Genomic DNA, 19,015 nt, shown 5'->3' on the forward strand with positions numbered 1-19,015 from the left:
TCCAAACAAATTATGCTCTTGGTTTTAAGTTCCAGGTGAAGGCCAACAAAGCAATGGCAATTAATGTACAGACAACGATTGCAGATAAACCAACATTCCAAGAATAATGCTCTACTAAATAACCCAATCCTTTGCCCTGTGCAGTTCTACCGAGGGAGCCAAACAAACCGATAAAACCTGCTGCAGTGCCAACCGCTTTTTTTGAAGTAAAATCTAATCCAGCTACACCTAACAACATGACTGGTGGATATATGAATAATCCTATGAGTCCAAACAAAGTAAAATCCAGCCAAATTCGGCCTGGTGGATTGTATATGATTCCTAAAAATGCAAACAAAATGGGTAATATGCAGATTAAACTCACCATCCCCCTTCTACCCCCCGCCTTATCCGATATCCAACCCATAAGAAGAGTACTTCCGATACCTCCAAACTCCAAAATCAAAGTGGAATATCCTCCATCTGTGATGTTGGCTCCCTTTACTTCTTTGAGATATGTAGGCCCCCAATCAATTAAACTATAGCGAATGATATAGACAAAAAAATTGATCGCAGAAAAAAGCCAAATGAATTTGTTTAAGAGAACATTTGCAATGATTAGTTGTCGAAAGCTAAGTTCTTGTTCATGTTTGCCTTCATGACCTGATTGGTGATTTTTGGGATAATCATTGTTATATGCTTCGATAGGAGGTAAACCTACAGATTGAGGAGTGTCTACCAATCGAAAAAACAAATAAACCGAACCAAATAGAGCGATCAATCCGGGAACAAAAAATGCATATTGCCAGCCAAAGTTGGCTGCGGAATGGGAGGCAATGACTCCCACCAAACCACCCCCTACGTTGTGAGCGATATTCCAAAATGCGAATACCTTTCCTCGTTCACTCACCGAATACCAATGGCCAAGGGACCTACCACAAGGTGGCCAACCCATCCCTTGCACAAGTCCATTCAATCCCCATAAAAAAATATGAAGCCAATAGGAGTCTGCAAAACCGAATGCAAAGTTTAAGACGGCAGTAATTCCTAAACCAACAGACATAAACTTTCGCGGGTCTGATTTATCAGAAAGAGCACCCATTAGGAATTTTCCAATCCCATAGGTAAGTGCAGTTACAGCTAATATATCGCCTATGTCTTGTTTTGTGTAACTTAAGGCCTCTCCTAACTCCTTTGATACTGGGGAGAAGTTATTGCGCACCAAATAATATGTAGTATAACCTAAGAAGGTAGACTCTAGTACACGGAATCGAAACCCAGGATAGTCTCGGTCTATGGCTTCTTTAGATTTTTCAGGGATTGGCTTTGCTGGTGAAAACCAATTGGTTAGGACTTGTAACATGACCTCAAGAGAATCTTGGTTGCGAAGAAAACGTCAAGTCCAATCGGAGTACCGTAAAAAAATGATTTTACATTTTATTTTCTGATACATGGTATAATCAATCATGGACCAAGATTTTTTTCTTAAATCCCTCGGCATTTTTCTAATGGGCACGACAGTTGTCACTCTTAGATACTTCCTCTTTGCAGGCATTGCCTATGGTGTTTTTTGGAAGAAATTGCGGGAGAGGATCTCTCATCGCATCATCCAAGCAAAACTTCCAGAATTCCAGAAAATCAGAACAGAAATCAAATTCTCTCTTTCCACAATGGTAATTTTTGGTCTGGTCGGTGTGGGAATTTTTTGGGCAAAGAGTGCTGGTTACACAAAGATTTATAAAAATATTTCAGACTTTGGATGGCCGTATTTTCTTTTTTCAATCATAGCGATGATTGTGATCCACGATGCATATTTTTATCTCACACACCGTTTGATGCACCATCGCTCCATCTATCGATATGTTCACGAAGTCCACCACAGGTCTACCAACCCTTCTCCTTGGGCTGCCTTTGCCTTCCATCCCTATGAGGCGGTCATTGAAGCAGGCATTGTACCTTTGGTAGTGCTCATCATGCCAGTCCATGGCCTAGCAATTTTTATCTTTCTGTTGTTTATGACTTTCTTGAATGTGCTAGGACATCTGTCTATAGAGTTGTACCCAAAAGGTTTTGTCCGCAATCCTCTCACTAACTGGAACAACACAACAACCCACCACAATATGCACCATCGCTATTTCCAGTGCAATTATGGACTCTATTTCAATTGGTGGGATAAGTTGTTCAAAACTAACCATAACCAGTATGCCAAAGAGTTTGAAAGGATCACTGAAAAACCACTCTTCTTACCAAAATAAAAATTGTTTAGGATGCATCGCATTTTTAACAAAGAGCTATTTCTGTAGCTCCAAACGATTGGCGAAGTGAACTAAACATTCCGGATTTGCCAATGCGTTTCTATTTTTCACTTCTATGCCTTGTACGATTTGTTTTACAGCTAACTCAACTTTTTTGCCATTAATGGTATACGGTACATCTGGAACTTCTAAAATGATTTGAGGGACATGCCTGGGTGAGGTTTGGTCTCTGATCAAAGTTTGTATCTTTCTTTTGAGAGCCTCATCCAAGATGTTTGGATGCACCAACTTCACGAATAAAACAACTCTTACATCGTCATTCCAATCTTGCCCGATGATAACAGAATCCTTAACTTCTGGGATGGTTTCCAAAACTGAATAAATATCAGCAGTTCCTATCCGCACACCACCTGGGTTCAAGGTAGCATCCGACCGACCGTATATGATATAACCACCTTGGTTTGTTTTTTCCGCGAAGTCTCCATGGCACCAAATGTTTGTAAATCGATCAAAGTAAGCTTGTTTGTACTTGGATGAATCGGGATCATTCCAGAAGTAGAGTGGCATACTCGGAAAAGGTCGTCTACAAACGAGTTCTCCCTTCTCCGAGGATATCGCCTCGCCAGATTCTGAATAAATTTGTACATCCATGGCAAGTCCAGCGCATTGTATCTCTCCTTCATACACGGCCAAATTTGGATTTCCCAACACAAAACAACCATTTAAGTCAGTACCACCAGAAATCGAGGCTAGGTGTAAATCTGCTTTGATCGAATCATATACATATCGAAAACCGGAAGCAAACAAGGGGCTCCCAGTGGACAATAAAAGGCGCAAAGAGGAAAGAGAAAATTCTGACTTTGGCTTTGCCTTTTCTCCTTCTAAGACGGAAAGATACTTAGCACTCGTTCCAAAAATGTTCACCTGTTCTTGGTCTAACCAAGCCCAAAGATCTCGCCAAGTTTCGTGGAATGGATTTCCATCAAACTGGTACAATGTGGCACCCAGAGACAGAACTGCTTGCGACCAATTCCACATCATCCATCCACATGTAGTATAATAAAAGAATCGATCACGAGACTTTATGTCGCAATGCAACATTAATTCTTTCATTTGATTGAGTAAGACTCCTGGTCCCTGTACAATGCATTTTGGCAGGCCAGTCGTCCCGGATGAAAACATAATATACACAGGATCCGAAAAATAGATGGGTTCGTAAGCCAATGCATCCGATGATTGTGGAATCTCCTCCCATAACAAGGGTAAAGCGATCCCATTTACATCAATCCGTTCTCCTAAAAAGGAACTGATGATCGTTGCTTTATAATTTTTGCCTCTAGAAGAAAGCCTTTGGGATACCTCGACAACTTTGTCCAATATAGAGATTCTCTTTCCTTTAAAGAGATACTCATCGATTGTAATCATCACTTTTGGTTCAATCTGTTCAAATCGATCCAAAATACCTTTGGCTCCGAAATCAGGAGATGCACTCGACCAAACTGCACCTAAAGAAGTTGCAGCAAGCATTGCAATCGTTGCAATAGGAGAGTTAGGTACAAGACCACAGACTCTATCTCCTTTTTGTACTCCTAACTGTTTGAAAAGAGAAGAGACGTTCATTACCATTTGTTTCAGTTCTGCATAGGTAAGACTCTGACTTACGCCATCCTCTCGTCTAAAATGAATGGCTACCGATTGGCTATTTCCTCGTTCCAGTAAATTCTCTGCAAAGTTGATTTGGCTACCGGGAAACCATTGGTGATTCCAAAATGTATTAGAATGCGAAAGAACTTCTGTTCCTTTTTTTCGCCATCTAACCTGAGCAAAGTCAGCAAAATACTTCCAAAATAATTCTATATGATCTACTGACCAGGTATGAAATGCTTCATATGAAGCAAAGCTTATCTTTTCCTTTGCTTCTATGGATTTTTGAATGTCCATCATCTGGTTGGATTGATTTTGGGGATTCCAAAGGACTTGGGAAGGTTTCATGCGATCAATGGAAAGAAAAAATTCTCATGATGCAAGTAGGAATACTTGTGGTGAAGAAAAAACCTCACCACAAAACCGAAACTTATTTAAAGTTTTCTGCAAAAAACGCCTTCATACTTTCAAAAGAGGCGTAGTCAGCTTTTTTGTTATAACTTAATCCTGGAATGTTTCTGCTACTTGCAGATGGTACGGTAAATCCATGGTCTGCACCAGGGTGAACCACAAATTGTAAAGGAGCCTTTGCATCATTTAATGTTTTCACAAAGAGATCGACCGCATCTTTTGGCGTGAACGTATCAGCAGCGCCATGATGGATTAACATCTTTGTTTTTACTTTTTTTGCACCTGCTACTAGATTTTTGCTGCTTAAAATCCCATGGAAGGAGACAACTCCACCTTTCAACTCTTGTCCATCTAATGCTAATTCTATGACTGCTTTGCCACCAAAACAATAACCTATGGCACCAATTTTTGTAGGATCAACATTTGGATCGGCTTTTAGAATTTTTAAAGCTTCATTGATTTTTTTCAAAAGAACCTTGGGATCACTATTGGCTCCCGAAAGTTTTCCTGCTTCATTATGATCTTCCGCAACAATTCCTTTTCCATAGACATCCATTGCGAAGGCAACATAACCGAGATCGGCTAATTGTTTTGCTCTTTGCTTAGGATAATCATTCAATCCCCACCATTCATGGATCACAAGAATCCCTGGTCTTTTACCAGTGATAGACTTATCGACGGCCAAAAATCCTTCGTAGGTTTTTCCATCCAATTTGTACTCTATCGATTTACCTTCAATGGAATCTTTGATGGAAAGATTTACGGAAGGTGTTGAAGAACACTCATATACAAAAAGTAATACCGCAAATGTGATTAGTTTTTTCATATTTCTCCTGTCACAATACAACTTTCTCAAACATTGGATTGCATGCCATTATATACAATTGGAAAAAACCGAGTCTTTCCTCCAGAATTGAGTTTTTATTTGGAAAAAAAAATGACCAAAAACGAAAAAGTAGACCGATTGGTTCACTAAAAATAAAAACCATTTCTGAATTTTTTATCGCTATTCTCTTTGAATTGTTTTACATTTGAAAAACTGAGGAGACCTACCCATGATTCAATCCAACTACTTTACAACTAACGAAGATATAAAAGAGCATTTTTATCATCTTATCAATTGGAATGAAATCGTACCTGTCTATGAGCGGAATTTTGCAGATGCACAAGAGTATGCAAAGACTGGAGAACCAAGACTTGAAATGGCGCCAAATAACATAGACGAAGCGATCAGTTACTATGAAGAAATTTTGAAATCATGCGGTGAAATTTCAGGTATGTATGTTTCTCAAGTAGCGCAGGATGTGGATTGGGAAGGACTTCATTTTCAAGATGGACAGGTGACTCACCCACAAGCCATGGTGGACGTAATCCAAAAATACCACGAGGCTGGGCTTGGTCCTGCTGGATTCAAACGAAAGTTTGGTGGACTTGGTGTACCAAATGTGATCAAGGCTATGATTGCAGAACTTATGTATAGATCAGATAGCTCCATTACGATTGCAGTTGGTAGTATGGGATTGGCTTCAATCCTAGAAAGATGTGCCAGTGAAGAAATGCAAAATGAGTGGATCCCTAAGATTATAGAAAACAAATACTGTGTCACAATGGGACTGTCGGAGCCAGACTTCGGTTCTGATTTACCAAATGTTACCACCAAAGCAGTACAAGTTGGTGATCAATGGTTTGTGACAGGTACAAAGCGGTTTCAGACAGTTGCCTGTGGTATCAATGGTGATCCTGCACTGACACTTACATTAGCAAGAACGGGAACGCAAGAGAGCGGAGCGAGAGGACTTTCTTTTTTCATAGTGGAGAGCCAAAATTATAGCATACAAGGGATTGAAAAAAAATTAGGGATCAAAGCATCTGCGACTTGTGAGGTGGTGTATGATCATGCAAAAGCACATCTTGTCGGCCGTGAAGGCTATGGTTTGGTAAAGTACGTAATGGGAATGCTCAATGGCGCAAGACTCAGTGTATCTTCGCAAGGAACTGGTATTGCAACAGCTGCATGGGAAGAAGCAAAAAAATATGCCCAAGAACGAATTCAATTTGGTAAGCCTATTGCCGAGATTCCTGCAGTGAAAAGAATGTTGGATCGCATGGAACGAGAAATTGAGGGCATGCGCTGTTTAATGGTCGAGGCTGCTTATTCAGTAGATAAATATTACTGGACCACCCCCGATGCTGATAGCCAAGAGTTATCCGATGCAAAATTTTGGGAAAAAGTCGCAAATACACTTACTCCCATATCAAAATATTATAATTCGGAGATGTGCAATGACCTAGTATATGATGCACTTCAAGTTTTTGGAGGTGCTGGTTATACAGAGGATTACGATTTATCAAGATTATATCGAGATGCCCGTATAACAAACATTTATGATGGAACAACTCAAATCCAAGTAAATGCGGCGATTGGTGGCATTACATCTGGAATGTCAAAAACGGGTATTTTCCGCCAATATTTAGATCAGATCATTTTAGGTATCGAAGTTTCAGATCTCTTAAACAAAGTACGCGAGGAATTCGAAAGCCTTGTTGAAGCATACAAATCTATCTCCGACTCTGAGGTGAGAGAAGAGTTCTCCTTTGAAGTTGTGGAATCTGCAGCTCGTTTGGTGGTTGGATCACTCATGGAAAGAGCGAAAGCAAAGTCTTCGGGAGAGAGAAAAGCCAAACGGGAATTGAATTGTCAGAAGTTCCACATCGATTCTCTCGCCATCTTATCAGGAAATGGAATTAGAATCAGAGAATCCGTCCATGAAAGAATACTCGCGGCTACAGTTTAGAAAATCTACCATAGAAGATTTAGAAATCCTACTCCGTTGGGATGACGAGGAGCACGTGATTGCCTCAGATCCCAACGACAATTGGAATTGGGAAATTGAGTTAGCAAACGAACCACCATGGAGAGAACAAATCATGGTGACGTACGACCATACACCAATCGGATTTATCCAAGTGATTGACCCTAAAGAGGAAGAGAGTCATTATTGGGGAGACATCGGAGAAAATTTTAGAGCCATTGACATATGGATTGGCGAAGTAGAGTATCTCAATCGGGGACTTGGAACCAAGATGATGAAGTATGCGATTGAACTTTGCTTTTCAAATCCTGCTGTTCATACGGTTTTGATCGATCCGCTTGTAAGCAATGTGGATGCCATTCGGTTTTACCAGAGGATAGGATTTAAGCCGATCGGAGAAAGAAAATTTAATGATGATCTCTGCTTGGTGCATGAACTGAAAAGAGACGACTATTTTCAATCTAGTCGTCCCCATTGATTGAGATTAATGTTCCAATCGATTGTAATCGTACCAGTCTATCTTTCTCGTTAGGTGCATAGTAGCGGCCAAGACAAGGAAAAGTGCGAATGATCCGAGTAAAAGGGCATACTCTTCTGAAGAAAGAATTATGTAAATGAATAGGTAAAGTAGTAGGTAATAGATACCGACGATGATTCCTTGTTTTTTACCCTTCAAAATACTAATCGTGTAGTATGCGATCAGCAAGGAAGTAATCACTGAGGCAATACTATAAGCCAGCAAAAATCCTATGTGCTCTGACAAAGAAAGTGTCAAAGTGTAAAAGACTATCATTGCTGATCCAATTAAAATATATTGAATTGGGTGGAGGGATACTTTTCCAAACACTTCAAAGAGAAAGAATAAAGCAAAACTAATCACAATGATCAAAATCCCATATTTAGTAGCTCGGTCTAATTTATGGTAATAGTCAACTGCTTGGATGAGTTCAACCCCGAAGGAACTCGAGGAGACCATTGTCTGGTCGAAATCCATGCTTGAAAATGTCTGCGGAAAAGATCGTGCATAGTAATTGCTCTCCCAAATCGCAGTAAAACCTTCCTCACTAATATTTCGGTCTTTTGGCAATTGGTTTCCTCGAAACGATGGATCCTTCCAATCTGCTGTCATTTTTGCTTTGGTAATCTTTCCAATTGGTACAAATTCAATGAGTGATGAACCCAACAAATCGAAGTTAATTTGAAATTTGGACTCGACTTCTAAACTTTCTACAGAGTAGGAAGTATGAAATCCATTTGGAAAGAGTTGAGAATGAGTGCCTGGGTTCACGGAATTCTTTTTTCCATTTACCGAGAGTTGGATTTCATTTCCCAATCCTTTTGCATCAGAAAAACTAACGATCAACCTAGCATTTTCATAATAGATGTAAGTTGTCTCCTTTGGAAAGGAATCATCCCGAATGATTGGAAACTTACCTTGGATTTGCATCCTTGCGCGGTAAAGTGGAACCTCATAGATACTTCGTTTTCTCAATTCTGTTTTTAGATCTGTATCAAAACTCAATTCCTCTGGAAGGAAATAGGCATAGTGGGTTACATAATCCCATTTATCCTTTTTTGCAATGGCATCTGGTTTTGGAATTCTGATATTATACGGAATCTCAATCATCGGTCCTAATATCGTTTGCGATTTTGCCCATTTATCACTCATCTCTTCTGTTGCTAAATTTCTTGCCAGACTCCTTTCTTCGATGAGCGAGGCGATCATCACAAGGGGTATGATAAATACGAAAGCCATTCCTGCTAGAATCAAAACTTTCAAATTGATTGAATTTTGGTATTTGTTCATAAACATCTCCTAAGTATTTTAGTATCTAGGACTTGGATGAGGATATGATGTGCAGATTGTGAGGATTGTGTGAGGATTTATGTTTTTGCAAAAAAAATCTTCGCAGACACACCCGGAGTTTTGCGATTTTTAATTTCAAATCTTGCCGAATGCAGAAGACAAATCTCTTTCACTAAATTCAATCCCAAACCAGTACTTTTTAATTTTGTATCAGGCCTTGGTAAGGAATAAAATCGTTCCGTAACTTTTTCCAATGCATATTCGGGAATCCATTGACCTTCATCTTCCACGCTAAGAATGATTTCAGGAGTATCCTCAATGCGAATGGAGATTGTATCTCCCTCATTTGCAAATTGTAGGCTATTTCTAAGTAAATTTCTAATCGCAATCTTGAGATACTCTCGATTTCCCTTTATATAGACATTTTTAAGACTAAGAACTAAGCTGATCTTTTTGATACTTAGTTCCATTTCCAGTTCATCTGCGATGGAATGAATGGTTTGCGATAGCTCTATACTCTCGAGGTCTAGGTTGGACTTTCCTTCTAAGGTTGAAAGTTCCAATAACCTTTCGATCATCTCTTTGATACGATTTGCTTCATTTTGGATGTTGGCTTTCAATCGATTATTCTTTTCATCAGAAGCATCGATCAATTCTCCTGCGGCTATTAAAGAAGAGAGAGGACTTTTGATTTCATGTGTTAAGGTACGAACATAATTTTCTATGTAACGTTTCCCCTCCAACTCCTGGATCAAAAGATTGATTTCTTGTCCCAAAGATTCTAATTCCGAAATCCCTATTTTTGGGAAGGGAATCCTTTCCTTTTTCCGTAAACTTTGTACGTAAAGGGAAAGTTTGGAAATTGGCCGAAACAAAACAAAGGCAAGAAGTGAAAAAACAATCGCTATAGACATGCCCACAATTAAGCTGATCCGCCAAAATTTTTCTCGCGCCAAACTGATAAAAGGTACAACACTTAGTTTGGGTTTGATGACTGTGACGACTCCTAAAATTCCATATTTACCCTTGATAGGTGCGGCCACAAATAGAGCGCCTTCCTCAATATCCTCTCGGATTTTGCTAGATCTTGCTCCATACTTTCCCTTTAAGGTCAGATAAACGTCATTAAACTTTGAATAGTCGAGACCCTCTCTATACTTTTCTGAGTCAAATATCACAATACCTTGATTGTCTGTAATATATATCTGAATGTCTGACTCTTTTTTGGTAACACCGTAAATCTTTGCTTCAAATTGGTGTTGTCTTAAATTTTGGATACTGGGCCGTAGAAGTGTCTCGCAAATACTTTTCAAATCAAAAGGATTTTGAGAGGGGATTTTGGATTCTATCTGTGCGGAAAGGAAATGAGCCGTGTCATTTAAAGATTCTTCCACCGTTTCCATATAACGCGGCCGAATGGATTCTTCTATCTGATCAATTAAATAATAAAACCCACCGATTAGGACAAAAAAAAACCAAAAATGATTTTAAACCATAGGTTCATATTTCTTGTTTTACTCCATAGCCTAAACCACGTCTAGTTTCAATTGGGTCTTTCTCTGCTTTGATTTCTTTGCACCTTGCACGGATATTTTTGATCACGGTATCTACAGCTCTATCAAAACTATCCTCTGGCTCTGTCCAGACGCTGTCCATTATTTCTTCACGAGTGAATATCCGGCCAGGATACTTCAAAAATAAACTTAAGGTTTTATATTCATACGGAGAAAGGAAAAGTTGCGCTCCAAAGTAATGGATGACTTTGCGTTCCAAATCAATTCTGAAGGGCGAATCATTGGCGATCGGTTTCTGTATCCTCCGAAGGATTGCTCTAATCCTTGCAACCAACTCACGTGGGCTAAATGGTTTTACGATGTAATCATCCGCACCTAGCTCAAGACCCAATACCTTATCGATTTCTTCTTCGCGAGCAGTGAGAAGGATTACAGGGACACTCGATTTTGTACGAATTTCCTTTAATACATCAAATCCATTTGTGTCTGGTAAGCCGATATCTAAAATTACAAGCTGAATCTGAGGTGTAAGACTTTGGATTCCCTCTCGTCCAGTTTCACAAGGAGTTACAAGAATCTCTTCTTTCTGCAGGGCAATTCCGATTACCTCTCGGATGCCTGGTTCATCTTCTATCAAAAGCACATGGACTTGGGAACTCATGAGACCAGATCATCGTATAGAGAGGATCAAAAAGGTGTCGAGAAAAAAGCCGAGAGAGATCCCCTCGGCCTGGCATTGTTTAGGAAACTGCAGTGAGTTCCTTGTCTTCAATGGTGATGGTCTGGACGCTAAGTGCATCTAAACGTTTGCGAGCTTTTGCATTTCTTGGTTCCATAATCTTTGTCGCGATTTTATCAGGAAAAGAGTAAGCAAAGATTCGTTTCCATACAGAAGCGAACTGTTTGATGAAACCTGCACTGTTATAGTGTTGGCCATATCGTTTGCAAATCTCCTGTAACCTTGGCGCAATCTCTTGGTATCTCTTGGCAGGAATATCTGGGAACATATGGTGCTCTATTTGGTGGCTAAGGTGACCCGTCATTACGTAGAACAGCTTTCCGCCTTTTAGATTAGAGCTACCTTTCAACTGTCTCAAATACCAATCTGCTTTTGTCTCGTTTTTCAACTCCTCGGTGGAGAAGGTCTCGGTGTTTTCAGTGAAGTGACCGCAGAAGATAACGGAGTATGTCCAGAGGTTTCTGAACATATTGGCTAGTAAATTGCCAAGAAACACTTTTGGAAAATTAAGTCCAGCTAAGGCTGGGAAAAAGATATAATCTTTTACCAATTGGAGTTCAATTTTCTTAAAGAAAACATCACGATACTCTTTGTAAGTACGTTTTGTTCTCTGCTTTTTTGGTTTCTCCATATACTCAACCCGAGGACCATGCGCTCCAACTCCCCACTGAAAATTAAATGCTAGAAACATATTGGCAAAAACTTGACCCAAATATGTTGGTTTCCATTTTTGCTCTTCGGTCAATCGAGTGAAGTTATATCCATAATCATGGTCTTTACCAATCACATTCGTATATGTATGGTGCATGTAATTATGATAAAACTTCCACTGTGAAGAGTCAGAAACGATATCCCACTCAAAAGTTCGAGAATTGAATCGTTTATCATTCATCCAATCATATTGTCCGTGCATTACATTGTGCCCGATTTCCATATTATTTAAAATTTTAGAAATCGTGAGTAATGATGTTCCCAACACGAAAGTAATTGGATCAAAACTAAAATGAAGAAGACCACGGCCAAGAGCTTCAGTATATCGGTATACTTTATAAACTCGTTTGATATGATCCGCATCTTCTTGACCAACTTTGGAAAGAATTTCCTTTCTCATTTCTTCCAATTCATTTCCAAAAGATTGGATTTCTTCTGAACTTAATTTTCTGCTTAAAGTTTTCATAATTTTCACCTATTTCCTTATTTCGTATTAAAGCTCTAACTCTAAATTTTCTACTGCTCGACTAACACATATTTGTATATTTTCTTCACCTTCGCCAGATGCTTCCTCTTTTACCATATGTGACACTGCGCCGCTTTTCTTTTTACAAACACATGTATGGCAAATCCCCATTCTACAACCGCTAGGTGCAAAAATTCCAATTTCTTCTAGTTCTTCTAAAATGGATTTTTCACCTTTGATCTGCACAGTTTTGTGAGAAAGAAGTAATGAAACTTCTTTGGGCCCATTGGATGAAAATGCAGATACCCTTTGGTTGGGTAATAAAAAGAGTTCCGATTTAATTTCTGCACCAGCTAGCAATTGCTTTGCGGAATTTTGCAATGGGGCTGGTCCACACAGGTAAACCAAACTTTCTTTCCAGTTGGGTGCAAAATCCTCTAACATCTTTTTGGACAAAAAACCAAAATCATATTCTTCAGATTTTATGTCTGTAAGCACATGTTTGATCTCTAACCAGGAGTTTTCCTTTTCAAGAAGATCTAAAGAATCCTGTAGGATGATGTCTTTGTCATGGCGAGAGAAATAGAGGAGTTTCGCCTTTCCTTGGAAGTTACGTTCCTTTAAGTCCTGGAGAAGGGAATGGACCGGAGTGATGCCGCTACCGCCAGCTAAGAACAAAATGGAATTCGGCAAGGTTTTTGGTAGGACAAAATCCCCTTGTGCGGCACCCAAGCCAAGGATGTCACCCACCTGAGTTCTTTCGTTTAGGTAATGGGAGACAAGGCCACCTGCCTGCTTTTTCACAGTGATCTGCAGAGTTCTCTTCTCTTTGGATAGGCCGGAAAGGGAATAAAAGCGAGTAACCTTTCGTCCCGCAATCTCAACACTCACAGGAAAGTGCTGGCCTGCCTGGATTCCCTTCCAGTTTCGATTGGTTCGGAGAACAAATGTTCTCGAATCTGCAGTCTCTTCTCGGATATCAATGACCTTAGCTTTGGTCTCGGTAAAGGAAAATAAAGGGTTTATTTCCCCTAAAAGGAAATCTGCCCAGTCTTTCCACTGCAGGGAGTTTAAAAAGTCTTTGGGTTGGTTGTAGATAAATGGAAAGGTTTTCATTTTTCGCCTCTTTTTTGGTAAACACTTGTTCACAGAATTAACATACAGCGTTAAATATGTCAATCTGCTTTTCTCTCTTTTTCTCCTTGTCAGGAAAAAAAAGTGAACAATCGTTTACTTAGATCAATGAAGCTCAACCAACGCTATTTACAAAAACTAAAGACTCGGACTACCCTTATCCAAGCGGCTTTGGAGCTGATGGGGGAGGAAAAAGGCCTAGGCGAGCTGAGCCTTCGTGAGGTGGCTGGAGAGGCAGGGATTGTTCCCGCAGCCTTTTACCGCCATTTCAAAAATATGGAAGAATTGGGCCTTGCCGTGGTTGATGATATGGGCGGAAAGCTTCGGATTATCCTACGAGATGCTAGGAAAAGTGGTGCCTACCGTGCGGCTTTGCGCGGATCTCTAGATCTATTCTTCGGTTATGTAAACAAAAACAGACTTCTCTTTCGATTTCTCTCACGGGAAAAAACTGGCGGTAACAAAAGGATACGAAAGGCGATCCGAATTGAAATGAGCTTCATCGCTTCTGAGTTAGCCGCCGATATGCGCATGCCAAAATCCATTCCCTTTTCAGATATTGAATTTGTATCCGAAATGATTGTTTCCAATGCATTCAACATGTCCAATGAGTATCTTGATGCGGAAAAAAATGATGAAAAAGAACTTCGACGCATTAAAATCAAGACTCTGAAACAACTGAGGCTGATTTTTATTGGCGGAATTCGAGCTAAAAGAATAAAAAGGAAGAAAGGCGGTAGCCCCAATCCATGATAAAATTTCTTTATCTGTCATTCCCGATCTTCCTTTGCCTTCTCTTCCCAGCTTGTCTTACCAAAGTTAAAAACGCACGCTCCAACGCCGGCACTGTGAAAACGGAATCTTATTCTAGCACAGAGCAAATGGAAGACCAAACCCATCCTTTGTTTTCGGCAGCTATTTTTGGTAATGAGGAGACAGTTGTTCGTTTGCTCCAATCCAATACAAATCCAAATATGCGAGCAAAGGATGGAAGCACTGCATTAATATACGCTTCTCGGAATGGGTATGTATCTATTGTTAATCAACTTCTGTCTGCAAAAGCCGATCCAAATTTAAAAAACGATGACCATAAAACGGCTCTTATATGGGCTGCATTCAATGGATTTCCGGATGTATGTGATTTACTTTTAAAAAACCGTGCAAACATTGACTGGCAAGATCGACTTGGCGCTTCAGCACTTATGTATGCTGCAAGCAATGGCCATGTGAAGGTGGTGGAAATACTTTTGTCTTACAAAGCAAATGTACATCTGCAAGACCAATTTGGTGGGACTGCAATGACTGAGGCTATGCAAGAAGGGCATTCGCAAGTGGTCGCCCTACTTACAAGAGCGGGCGCAAAGCCGCCTAACGCCCCCTAGGTCCTCTCCCGCCTGGGCCATGTTGGTGGTGGGGCCCTCCACCTGGTCTATCGCCATGGTCTCGTCCGCCACGCCCCTCCTCTCTCCGCCTATCCTGGTCATTGCCTTGGTTTCCACCTGGCTCACCTGGAATCACGGTTGCAGGGCCACCGATTCCATTGCCTGGATCACCGATAGACGTCCCAGGAGAACCGATCCCATTGCCCGCATCTCCGACTCCTGAACCAGGTGTGCCGATTCCGTTTTGGCTTTGTGCAGAAACTGCCAAAGAGAAAAGACTAAAGAATAAGATTGTCCATTTCATTCAGAAAATACTAAGGTCGAAACTTCTTTTGTAAACGTTTATTCTTCCTTTCCCCAGGAGATGTCTTCTGCAATCTAAATGCGTCCATCCAGACCAAAATAGAAAAATCTAGGTTTTTGAGGGTTGTAGGTCAAGTCCCATTGGTCCAAAGCATTGTCTACGCCCAGAAACCATTCAAAATGACCTAAGAAACGTTTCGAAATTCTTAGATTCAGATTGGTATAAGGATTTACCATTCGATAGCCATACGTGGACTCAGTGGTACAAAAACTTTCGTTCTTCTTTGCACACTCTTCTGATACCGCATTCGGTATGGATTGTAAAGAAGAGGTGATGAAGGTTTGCGAAATTTGTGTTAGATACGAACTGATTGCACTCAAATCATTTGATAGTACAGGATCACACCAAAAAGGATTTTTAACGCAGTAAAACGCTTGTTTACCAAAGTGAATCGCAAAAGCAGACAAACTTAATCCAGAGGATTTATCCTCGTAGCGAATGTTCATATTCCAGCGATGAGGACCTCTACCTTCCAAAGGTAAATTAGTTAACTCGTCTTTGGTATGAGTATACGTGTAACCAACACCAACATTTACAGCTTCTGTCAGTCTAAATTGGATAGATGATTCTATCCCAGCTGTCATTGCTTTTTGGTAGTTGGATGTTTGGTAAACCAAAAGACCAGAACGATCGCGCAGAGGATTGGTTCTAAATCCAATCAGATTATCAACATTGTTGTGGAATAGATTTGAACTTAGCCAAATATTTTTTGTTAAATCCCATTCCAAACCGAGATTATAACTTCGAGAGAGTTCTGGTTGTAAATTAGGATTTCCAGCCACTCGATATCCAACACCGGGATTCAAAAAATTAAAATACAAATCTTGGAAACTAGGAGCACGGTAACCTAAACCATTCGCCAATCTTAGCCTTAATCTATCTGTTATATCATACCTGAGTGCCAATTTAGGTAGCCATTGGCCTCCATATATCGAATCTCGATCATAACGTATTCCTGGGACAACTTGTACTCTAGGTTTATCAGAAATCTTCCATTCATCTTGGATAAAAAAAGCAGTACGAAAACGAAATGCATTTCCATTGATTGATTGGGATTTTGAAATATCAGGAACAAAATCTTCGGCACACAAATTGGGAAACTCTCGTTTACAATCGGGTGCAATGCGAGCTGAGGAAATAGAATCATACAAATACTCAAGTCCGACGGAAGTAACATGAGATTCCGAAAATTGATAATCGAAACGATTCCGTACTTCCGATACAGAGTTATTGGTTCTTTGTTGGGTATCGAGCTCATCAGACTTTCTTTGGTCATTACGAAATAAATCCAAAAATTTAGAGTGGTTTACATTTGTATGGAGACTTAGCTTCTGGTTTAGGTTCCAATCGGCATTTAGTGCAGCCATAAAGTCATGTGTTTGGTTACTCCTGTCATAAATTGTTTTTGGTAAACTAGCATCCACAGCCATTTGTTGAAGATAACGATAGTATACCGTACTGGTTAGTAGTAAATTTTGGCTAACCTGCCAAGTGGATTTATTTGAGACATTCAAATCGTTAAATGCTCCACCAGAAGTTGATTCCAATGGAGGTGTGTAGGAAGGAAGACGAGTCGAATATAAATAGGAAGATACAAAAGAAGTTCCATTTATGTACGGATTGTACGTCGGAGACAAGGAGGCAATTCTACCATTTCTCGGGCCCTCTGTTGCATCGCGTGTTAAATCATATCCCTCCCCTCTATGCCAACCAACGGTAAAATAGGTTCCCACGGATTCTCTACGAATCCCTAATGAAGCAGAATTTCTGTATTCAAGGTATGGGCCATAGTAGAGTTTACTACCTGTCCCCGCTAGCGATCTGAACTCAGCAGAAAACGGTGATTTTGACTCTTTAGTGATGATGTTGATTACACCAGCGATTGCATCTGAACCATAGATTGCAGAAGACGCACCTTTTACGATTTCAATCCGTTCGATATCATCAACCTTAAAGCGTGTGAGATCAATGGACCCACTAAACCTTCCCGTTGTTCTCTGCCCATCCACAAGTATGAGTACATTCTGTGCAGCCAGTCCTTGTAATCGAACCGTACTACCACGTTCTCCAGACTGCGCAGGACGCACCTCTATACCTGGGATATTGCCCAAGGTTTCTGAAATATCTTTTGCTCCCATTGCATCGATATCTTTTCGATTGATCACTTCTGTTGTAATCGTTGCATCTTTCAACAATCCTTTTCTACGGGTGGCTGTCACCGTGATTGTATTTTCCTTAGAATCAGATTTATCTTCTGTATTTTCTGAAAAGAGCTCCAAAGATAGAAAGAGATTTATCCAGAGGTAGATGAGAAAAGTTATCCTCATCAATTTTTATAGCCCTTTCCAAATAAATTTCATATAGCCGCTTGTTCCCGCAGAACTATAATAATCCAACATTTGAAGTTTATAGAAAGTGCCATCACTCCCTCTAAGGACATACACAAGTCTCTTACTACTCAAGATATGAGTATTGCTATCATAATTGTACCAGGTAAAGAGGGATGGACTTGCACTTTCAGAGGCATTTCCAAATCCACCATCGCCTGTCTGTGTTTGTTGAGAGTCACTGACAAGTGTACAAGATGATTGGTTGATACTAGTTGATCCAATCTCTGTCGAATTTGTGCTACAAGAACCACCTGAACCAGTACCCGATGTTCCACTATTGGTCCCTATGACAAATCGTTTGAATCTAATATCCCACTGGATATCTGAACTTGCTTTTTTTCCACCTGACTTAAGACTTACATACACCCATTCACTCGAAGAAGAGGCGTTTGCCGTAGTTGTAAAAAAATTTCCATCATAAGTAGTTTCAACGCTAATTCCACCACTTGCATTTGAAGACGAGGATACAGAAGGTTGCAATAGTAGCAATGCTGCATCTGCTCCAGAAGATTTTTTTGAATCTGCACAGTGTATGATGCTGATGACAAAAAAAGGAAAAAATAAAAAAGTTTTCTGAACGAACATTTGATTTCCCTTACTTCATTGGGAGGGAAATTTCATATCCCTCCCTAAAATTTAAAAAATACTTTGCGATGAAATTGCGATTTTCTTTGCGCTTAACAATGAAGTGCTACTAAAACGAAAGAAGTTTGTGCTAGAACTCGTGGAGATGGTATTGGAAGTATTGCTCCAACCTATATAGTTTATGATCGCGTTTGTTTCGGTTAAGGTGCTAGTGTTTTGGCAATTGGCTCCATTAACATCCGTTATCCATAAATTAACCTTCGGCGCCGCAGTTGTTCCTGAGAAATTCACACAGAGTTCTTTTTCAGAACTGAATGAGATACTCGGATTTGCTCCGCTCGCCGTTTGTCCAGCTTGGTAATTGCCATATTCAACATTTCTAAACCAGGCAAATGGATTCGCATTGGAGACAGATTTTCCTACCACAAACTGGTACTGGCCAACGGAGTTTGGAGTGACTGAGCTTGGTTGGCTAGTGTAGCCTAAAAAAAGGTATAGATATCCATTATCTCCTGTGGTCTTTAAGCCTTCTACTCGAAAGAATCGTCCTGCCCCTGCGCTCGGACTGCAAAGGCTCGCATAAGTTCCCGAAGCATATGTTTCTAAATTTGTCTCACAATTCCTCGCGGCAGCTTCTGCAGCGGCCGCTGCTTTTGTCTGGGCATCAACAAGGGCGAGAAGGGCAAGACCAGTCTCGTTTGTCTCATTTCCCTCCGTCCTGCAGTAAAACGAAGCCATTCCGAAAAGGAAGATAGCAAGTACGAAGTGTATCTTCTTAGTATCCATAAGTTACCTCTAATTGAGAATAAGAATCAACTAAA

16 protein-coding genes and 1 pseudogene are annotated in these 19,015 nt (G+C 40.2%); 5 read left to right on the forward strand and 12 right to left on the reverse strand.

The genetic code is table 11. The features are described from left to right. Positions 1 to 10: 10 nt before the first annotated feature. The gene (locus DI060_RS12895; RefSeq protein ID WP_108977286.1) at positions 11 to 1,342 is read right to left on the reverse strand and encodes an MFS transporter; all 1,332 of its coding nucleotides are present in this window, start codon (positions 1,340 to 1,342) and stop codon (positions 11 to 13) included. Between the two features lie 103 nt (positions 1,343 to 1,445). Here DI060_RS12895 and DI060_RS12900 point away from each other — a divergent pair, with 103 nt between their 5' ends. Beyond that, a complete protein-coding gene (locus DI060_RS12900; protein WP_108977289.1) occupies positions 1,446 to 2,234 on the forward strand; it encodes a sterol desaturase family protein in 789 nt (262 codons plus the stop codon). A gap of 36 nt (positions 2,235 to 2,270) precedes the next feature. On the opposite strand, the gene DI060_RS12905 is transcribed toward DI060_RS12900, so the two are convergent. Then, on the reverse strand, positions 2,271 to 4,226 hold the full coding sequence (locus DI060_RS12905) for an acetoacetate--CoA ligase (RefSeq protein ID WP_108977291.1): 1,956 nt from the start codon (positions 4,224 to 4,226) through the stop codon (positions 2,271 to 2,273). Between the two features lie 82 nt (positions 4,227 to 4,308). After that, the gene (locus tag DI060_RS12910; protein WP_108977293.1) at positions 4,309 to 5,115 is read right to left on the reverse strand and encodes a dienelactone hydrolase family protein; all 807 of its coding nucleotides are present in this window, start codon (positions 5,113 to 5,115) and stop codon (positions 4,309 to 4,311) included. Between the two features lie 229 nt (positions 5,116 to 5,344). Here DI060_RS12910 and DI060_RS12915 point away from each other — a divergent pair, with 229 nt between their 5' ends. Both DI060_RS12915 and DI060_RS12920 read left to right on the forward strand, forming a co-directional pair. Then, the gene (locus tag DI060_RS12915) at positions 5,345 to 7,084 is read left to right on the forward strand and encodes an acyl-CoA dehydrogenase family protein (protein WP_108977295.1); all 1,740 of its coding nucleotides are present in this window, start codon (positions 5,345 to 5,347) and stop codon (positions 7,082 to 7,084) included. Continuing rightward, positions 7,056 to 7,580 carry a GNAT family N-acetyltransferase gene (locus DI060_RS12920; RefSeq protein ID WP_108977297.1) on the forward strand — a complete coding sequence of 175 codons (525 nt, stop codon included), beginning with the start codon at positions 7,056 to 7,058 and terminating at the stop codon, positions 7,578 to 7,580. Before DI060_RS12915 ends, DI060_RS12920 begins: the two co-directional genes overlap by 29 nt. A 6-nt stretch (positions 7,581 to 7,586) precedes the next feature. Here the strand turns inward: DI060_RS12920 and creD are convergent, their stop codons facing one another. The 5 genes and pseudogenes from creD to DI060_RS12945 all read right to left on the reverse strand — a co-directional run bounded on the left by creD (position 7,587) and on the right by DI060_RS12945 (position 13,455). Beyond that, positions 7,587 to 8,909 (reverse strand): cell envelope integrity protein CreD, encoded by a 1,323-nt coding sequence (gene creD, locus DI060_RS12925; RefSeq protein ID WP_108977299.1) that lies wholly within the window; start codon positions 8,907 to 8,909, stop codon positions 7,587 to 7,589. Between the two features lie 77 nt (positions 8,910 to 8,986). Continuing rightward, positions 8,987 to 10,378 (reverse strand): annotated as a pseudogene (creC, locus tag DI060_RS12930) (two-component system sensor histidine kinase CreC); the annotation flags it as partial. A gap of 31 nt (positions 10,379 to 10,409) precedes the next feature. Further along, positions 10,410 to 11,084: a response regulator gene (locus DI060_RS12935; RefSeq protein WP_108977301.1), complete on the reverse strand. Its 675-nt coding sequence runs from the start codon at positions 11,082 to 11,084 to the stop codon at positions 10,410 to 10,412. Between the two features lie 79 nt (positions 11,085 to 11,163). After that, on the reverse strand, positions 11,164 to 12,339 hold the full coding sequence (locus tag DI060_RS12940) for a fatty acid desaturase family protein (RefSeq protein WP_108977303.1): 1,176 nt from the start codon (positions 12,337 to 12,339) through the stop codon (positions 11,164 to 11,166). A 27-nt stretch (positions 12,340 to 12,366) separates the two neighbouring features. Next, positions 12,367 to 13,455 carry a flavin reductase family protein gene (locus tag DI060_RS12945; RefSeq protein ID WP_108977305.1) on the reverse strand — a complete coding sequence of 363 codons (1,089 nt, stop codon included), beginning with the start codon at positions 13,453 to 13,455 and terminating at the stop codon, positions 12,367 to 12,369. A gap of 102 nt (positions 13,456 to 13,557) precedes the next feature. On the opposite strand from DI060_RS12945, the gene fabR reads away from it, so the two are divergent. Together fabR and DI060_RS12955 are read left to right on the forward strand one after the other, a co-directional pair. Next, positions 13,558 to 14,226, forward strand: a complete 669-nt coding sequence (gene fabR, locus DI060_RS12950; RefSeq protein WP_244594397.1) for an HTH-type transcriptional repressor FabR — start codon at positions 13,558 to 13,560, stop codon at positions 14,224 to 14,226. Continuing rightward, complete coding sequence (locus tag DI060_RS12955; protein WP_108977309.1) at positions 14,223 to 14,855, forward strand: ankyrin repeat domain-containing protein; 633 nt, start codon at positions 14,223 to 14,225, stop codon at positions 14,853 to 14,855. Before fabR ends, DI060_RS12955 begins: the two co-directional genes overlap by 4 nt. Here DI060_RS12955 and DI060_RS12960 read toward each other — a convergent pair. The 4 genes from DI060_RS12960 to DI060_RS12975 form a co-directional block, all read right to left on the reverse strand. Then, positions 14,842 to 15,159 carry a hypothetical protein gene (locus tag DI060_RS12960; protein ID WP_108977311.1) on the reverse strand — a complete coding sequence of 106 codons (318 nt, stop codon included), beginning with the start codon at positions 15,157 to 15,159 and terminating at the stop codon, positions 14,842 to 14,844. The two genes, DI060_RS12955 and DI060_RS12960, sit on opposite strands and share 14 nt — an antisense overlap. A gap of 74 nt (positions 15,160 to 15,233) precedes the next feature. Next, positions 15,234 to 17,546, reverse strand: coding sequence for a TonB-dependent receptor plug domain-containing protein (locus DI060_RS12965; protein ID WP_108977313.1), 2,313 nt, complete (start codon positions 17,544 to 17,546; stop codon positions 15,234 to 15,236). 6 nt (positions 17,547 to 17,552) lie between these two features. Continuing rightward, complete coding sequence (locus DI060_RS12970; protein WP_108977315.1) at positions 17,553 to 18,194, reverse strand: HmuY family protein; 642 nt, start codon at positions 18,192 to 18,194, stop codon at positions 17,553 to 17,555. A gap of 51 nt (positions 18,195 to 18,245) precedes the next feature. Next, on the reverse strand, positions 18,246 to 18,980 hold the full coding sequence (locus DI060_RS12975; RefSeq protein ID WP_108977317.1) for a hypothetical protein: 735 nt from the start codon (positions 18,978 to 18,980) through the stop codon (positions 18,246 to 18,248). Positions 18,981 to 19,015 lie beyond the last annotated feature (35 nt).

Origin of the sequence: Leptospira ryugenii, from assembly GCF_003114855.1 — a bacterium.
In the GTDB taxonomy this organism is placed as follows: domain Bacteria; phylum Spirochaetota; class Leptospiria; order Leptospirales; family Leptospiraceae; genus Leptospira_A; species Leptospira_A ryugenii.

What these genes read in the sequence shown, in the direction of transcription:
- DI060_RS12895 (WP_108977286.1), bottom strand. Translation starts at nt 1,342, where the DNA reads ATGTTACAAGTCCTAACCAATTGGTTTTCACCAGCAAAGCCAATCCCT.
- DI060_RS12900 (WP_108977289.1), top strand. Translation starts at nt 1,446, where the DNA reads ATGGACCAAGATTTTTTTCTTAAATCCCTCGGCATTTTTCTAATGGGC.
- DI060_RS12905 (WP_108977291.1), bottom strand. Translation starts at nt 4,226, where the DNA reads ATGAAACCTTCCCAAGTCCTTTGGAATCCCCAAAATCAATCCAACCAG.
- DI060_RS12910 (WP_108977293.1), bottom strand. Translation starts at nt 5,115, where the DNA reads ATGAAAAAACTAATCACATTTGCGGTATTACTTTTTGTATATGAGTGT.
- DI060_RS12915 (WP_108977295.1), top strand. Translation starts at nt 5,345, where the DNA reads ATGATTCAATCCAACTACTTTACAACTAACGAAGATATAAAAGAGCAT.
- DI060_RS12920 (WP_108977297.1), top strand. Translation starts at nt 7,056, where the DNA reads ATGAAAGAATACTCGCGGCTACAGTTTAGAAAATCTACCATAGAAGAT.
- creD (WP_108977299.1), bottom strand. Translation starts at nt 8,909, where the DNA reads ATGAACAAATACCAAAATTCAATCAATTTGAAAGTTTTGATTCTAGCA.
- DI060_RS12935 (WP_108977301.1), bottom strand. Translation starts at nt 11,084, where the DNA reads ATGAGTTCCCAAGTCCATGTGCTTTTGATAGAAGATGAACCAGGCATC.
- DI060_RS12940 (WP_108977303.1), bottom strand. Translation starts at nt 12,339, where the DNA reads ATGAAAACTTTAAGCAGAAAATTAAGTTCAGAAGAAATCCAATCTTTT.
- DI060_RS12945 (WP_108977305.1), bottom strand. Translation starts at nt 13,455, where the DNA reads ATGAAAACCTTTCCATTTATCTACAACCAACCCAAAGACTTTTTAAAC.
- DI060_RS12955 (WP_108977309.1), top strand. Translation starts at nt 14,223, where the DNA reads ATGATAAAATTTCTTTATCTGTCATTCCCGATCTTCCTTTGCCTTCTC.
- DI060_RS12960 (WP_108977311.1), bottom strand. Translation starts at nt 15,159, where the DNA reads ATGAAATGGACAATCTTATTCTTTAGTCTTTTCTCTTTGGCAGTTTCT.
- DI060_RS12965 (WP_108977313.1), bottom strand. Translation starts at nt 17,546, where the DNA reads ATGAGGATAACTTTTCTCATCTACCTCTGGATAAATCTCTTTCTATCT.
- DI060_RS12970 (WP_108977315.1), bottom strand. Translation starts at nt 18,194, where the DNA reads ATGTTCGTTCAGAAAACTTTTTTATTTTTTCCTTTTTTTGTCATCAGC.
- DI060_RS12975 (WP_108977317.1), bottom strand. Translation starts at nt 18,980, where the DNA reads ATGGATACTAAGAAGATACACTTCGTACTTGCTATCTTCCTTTTCGGA.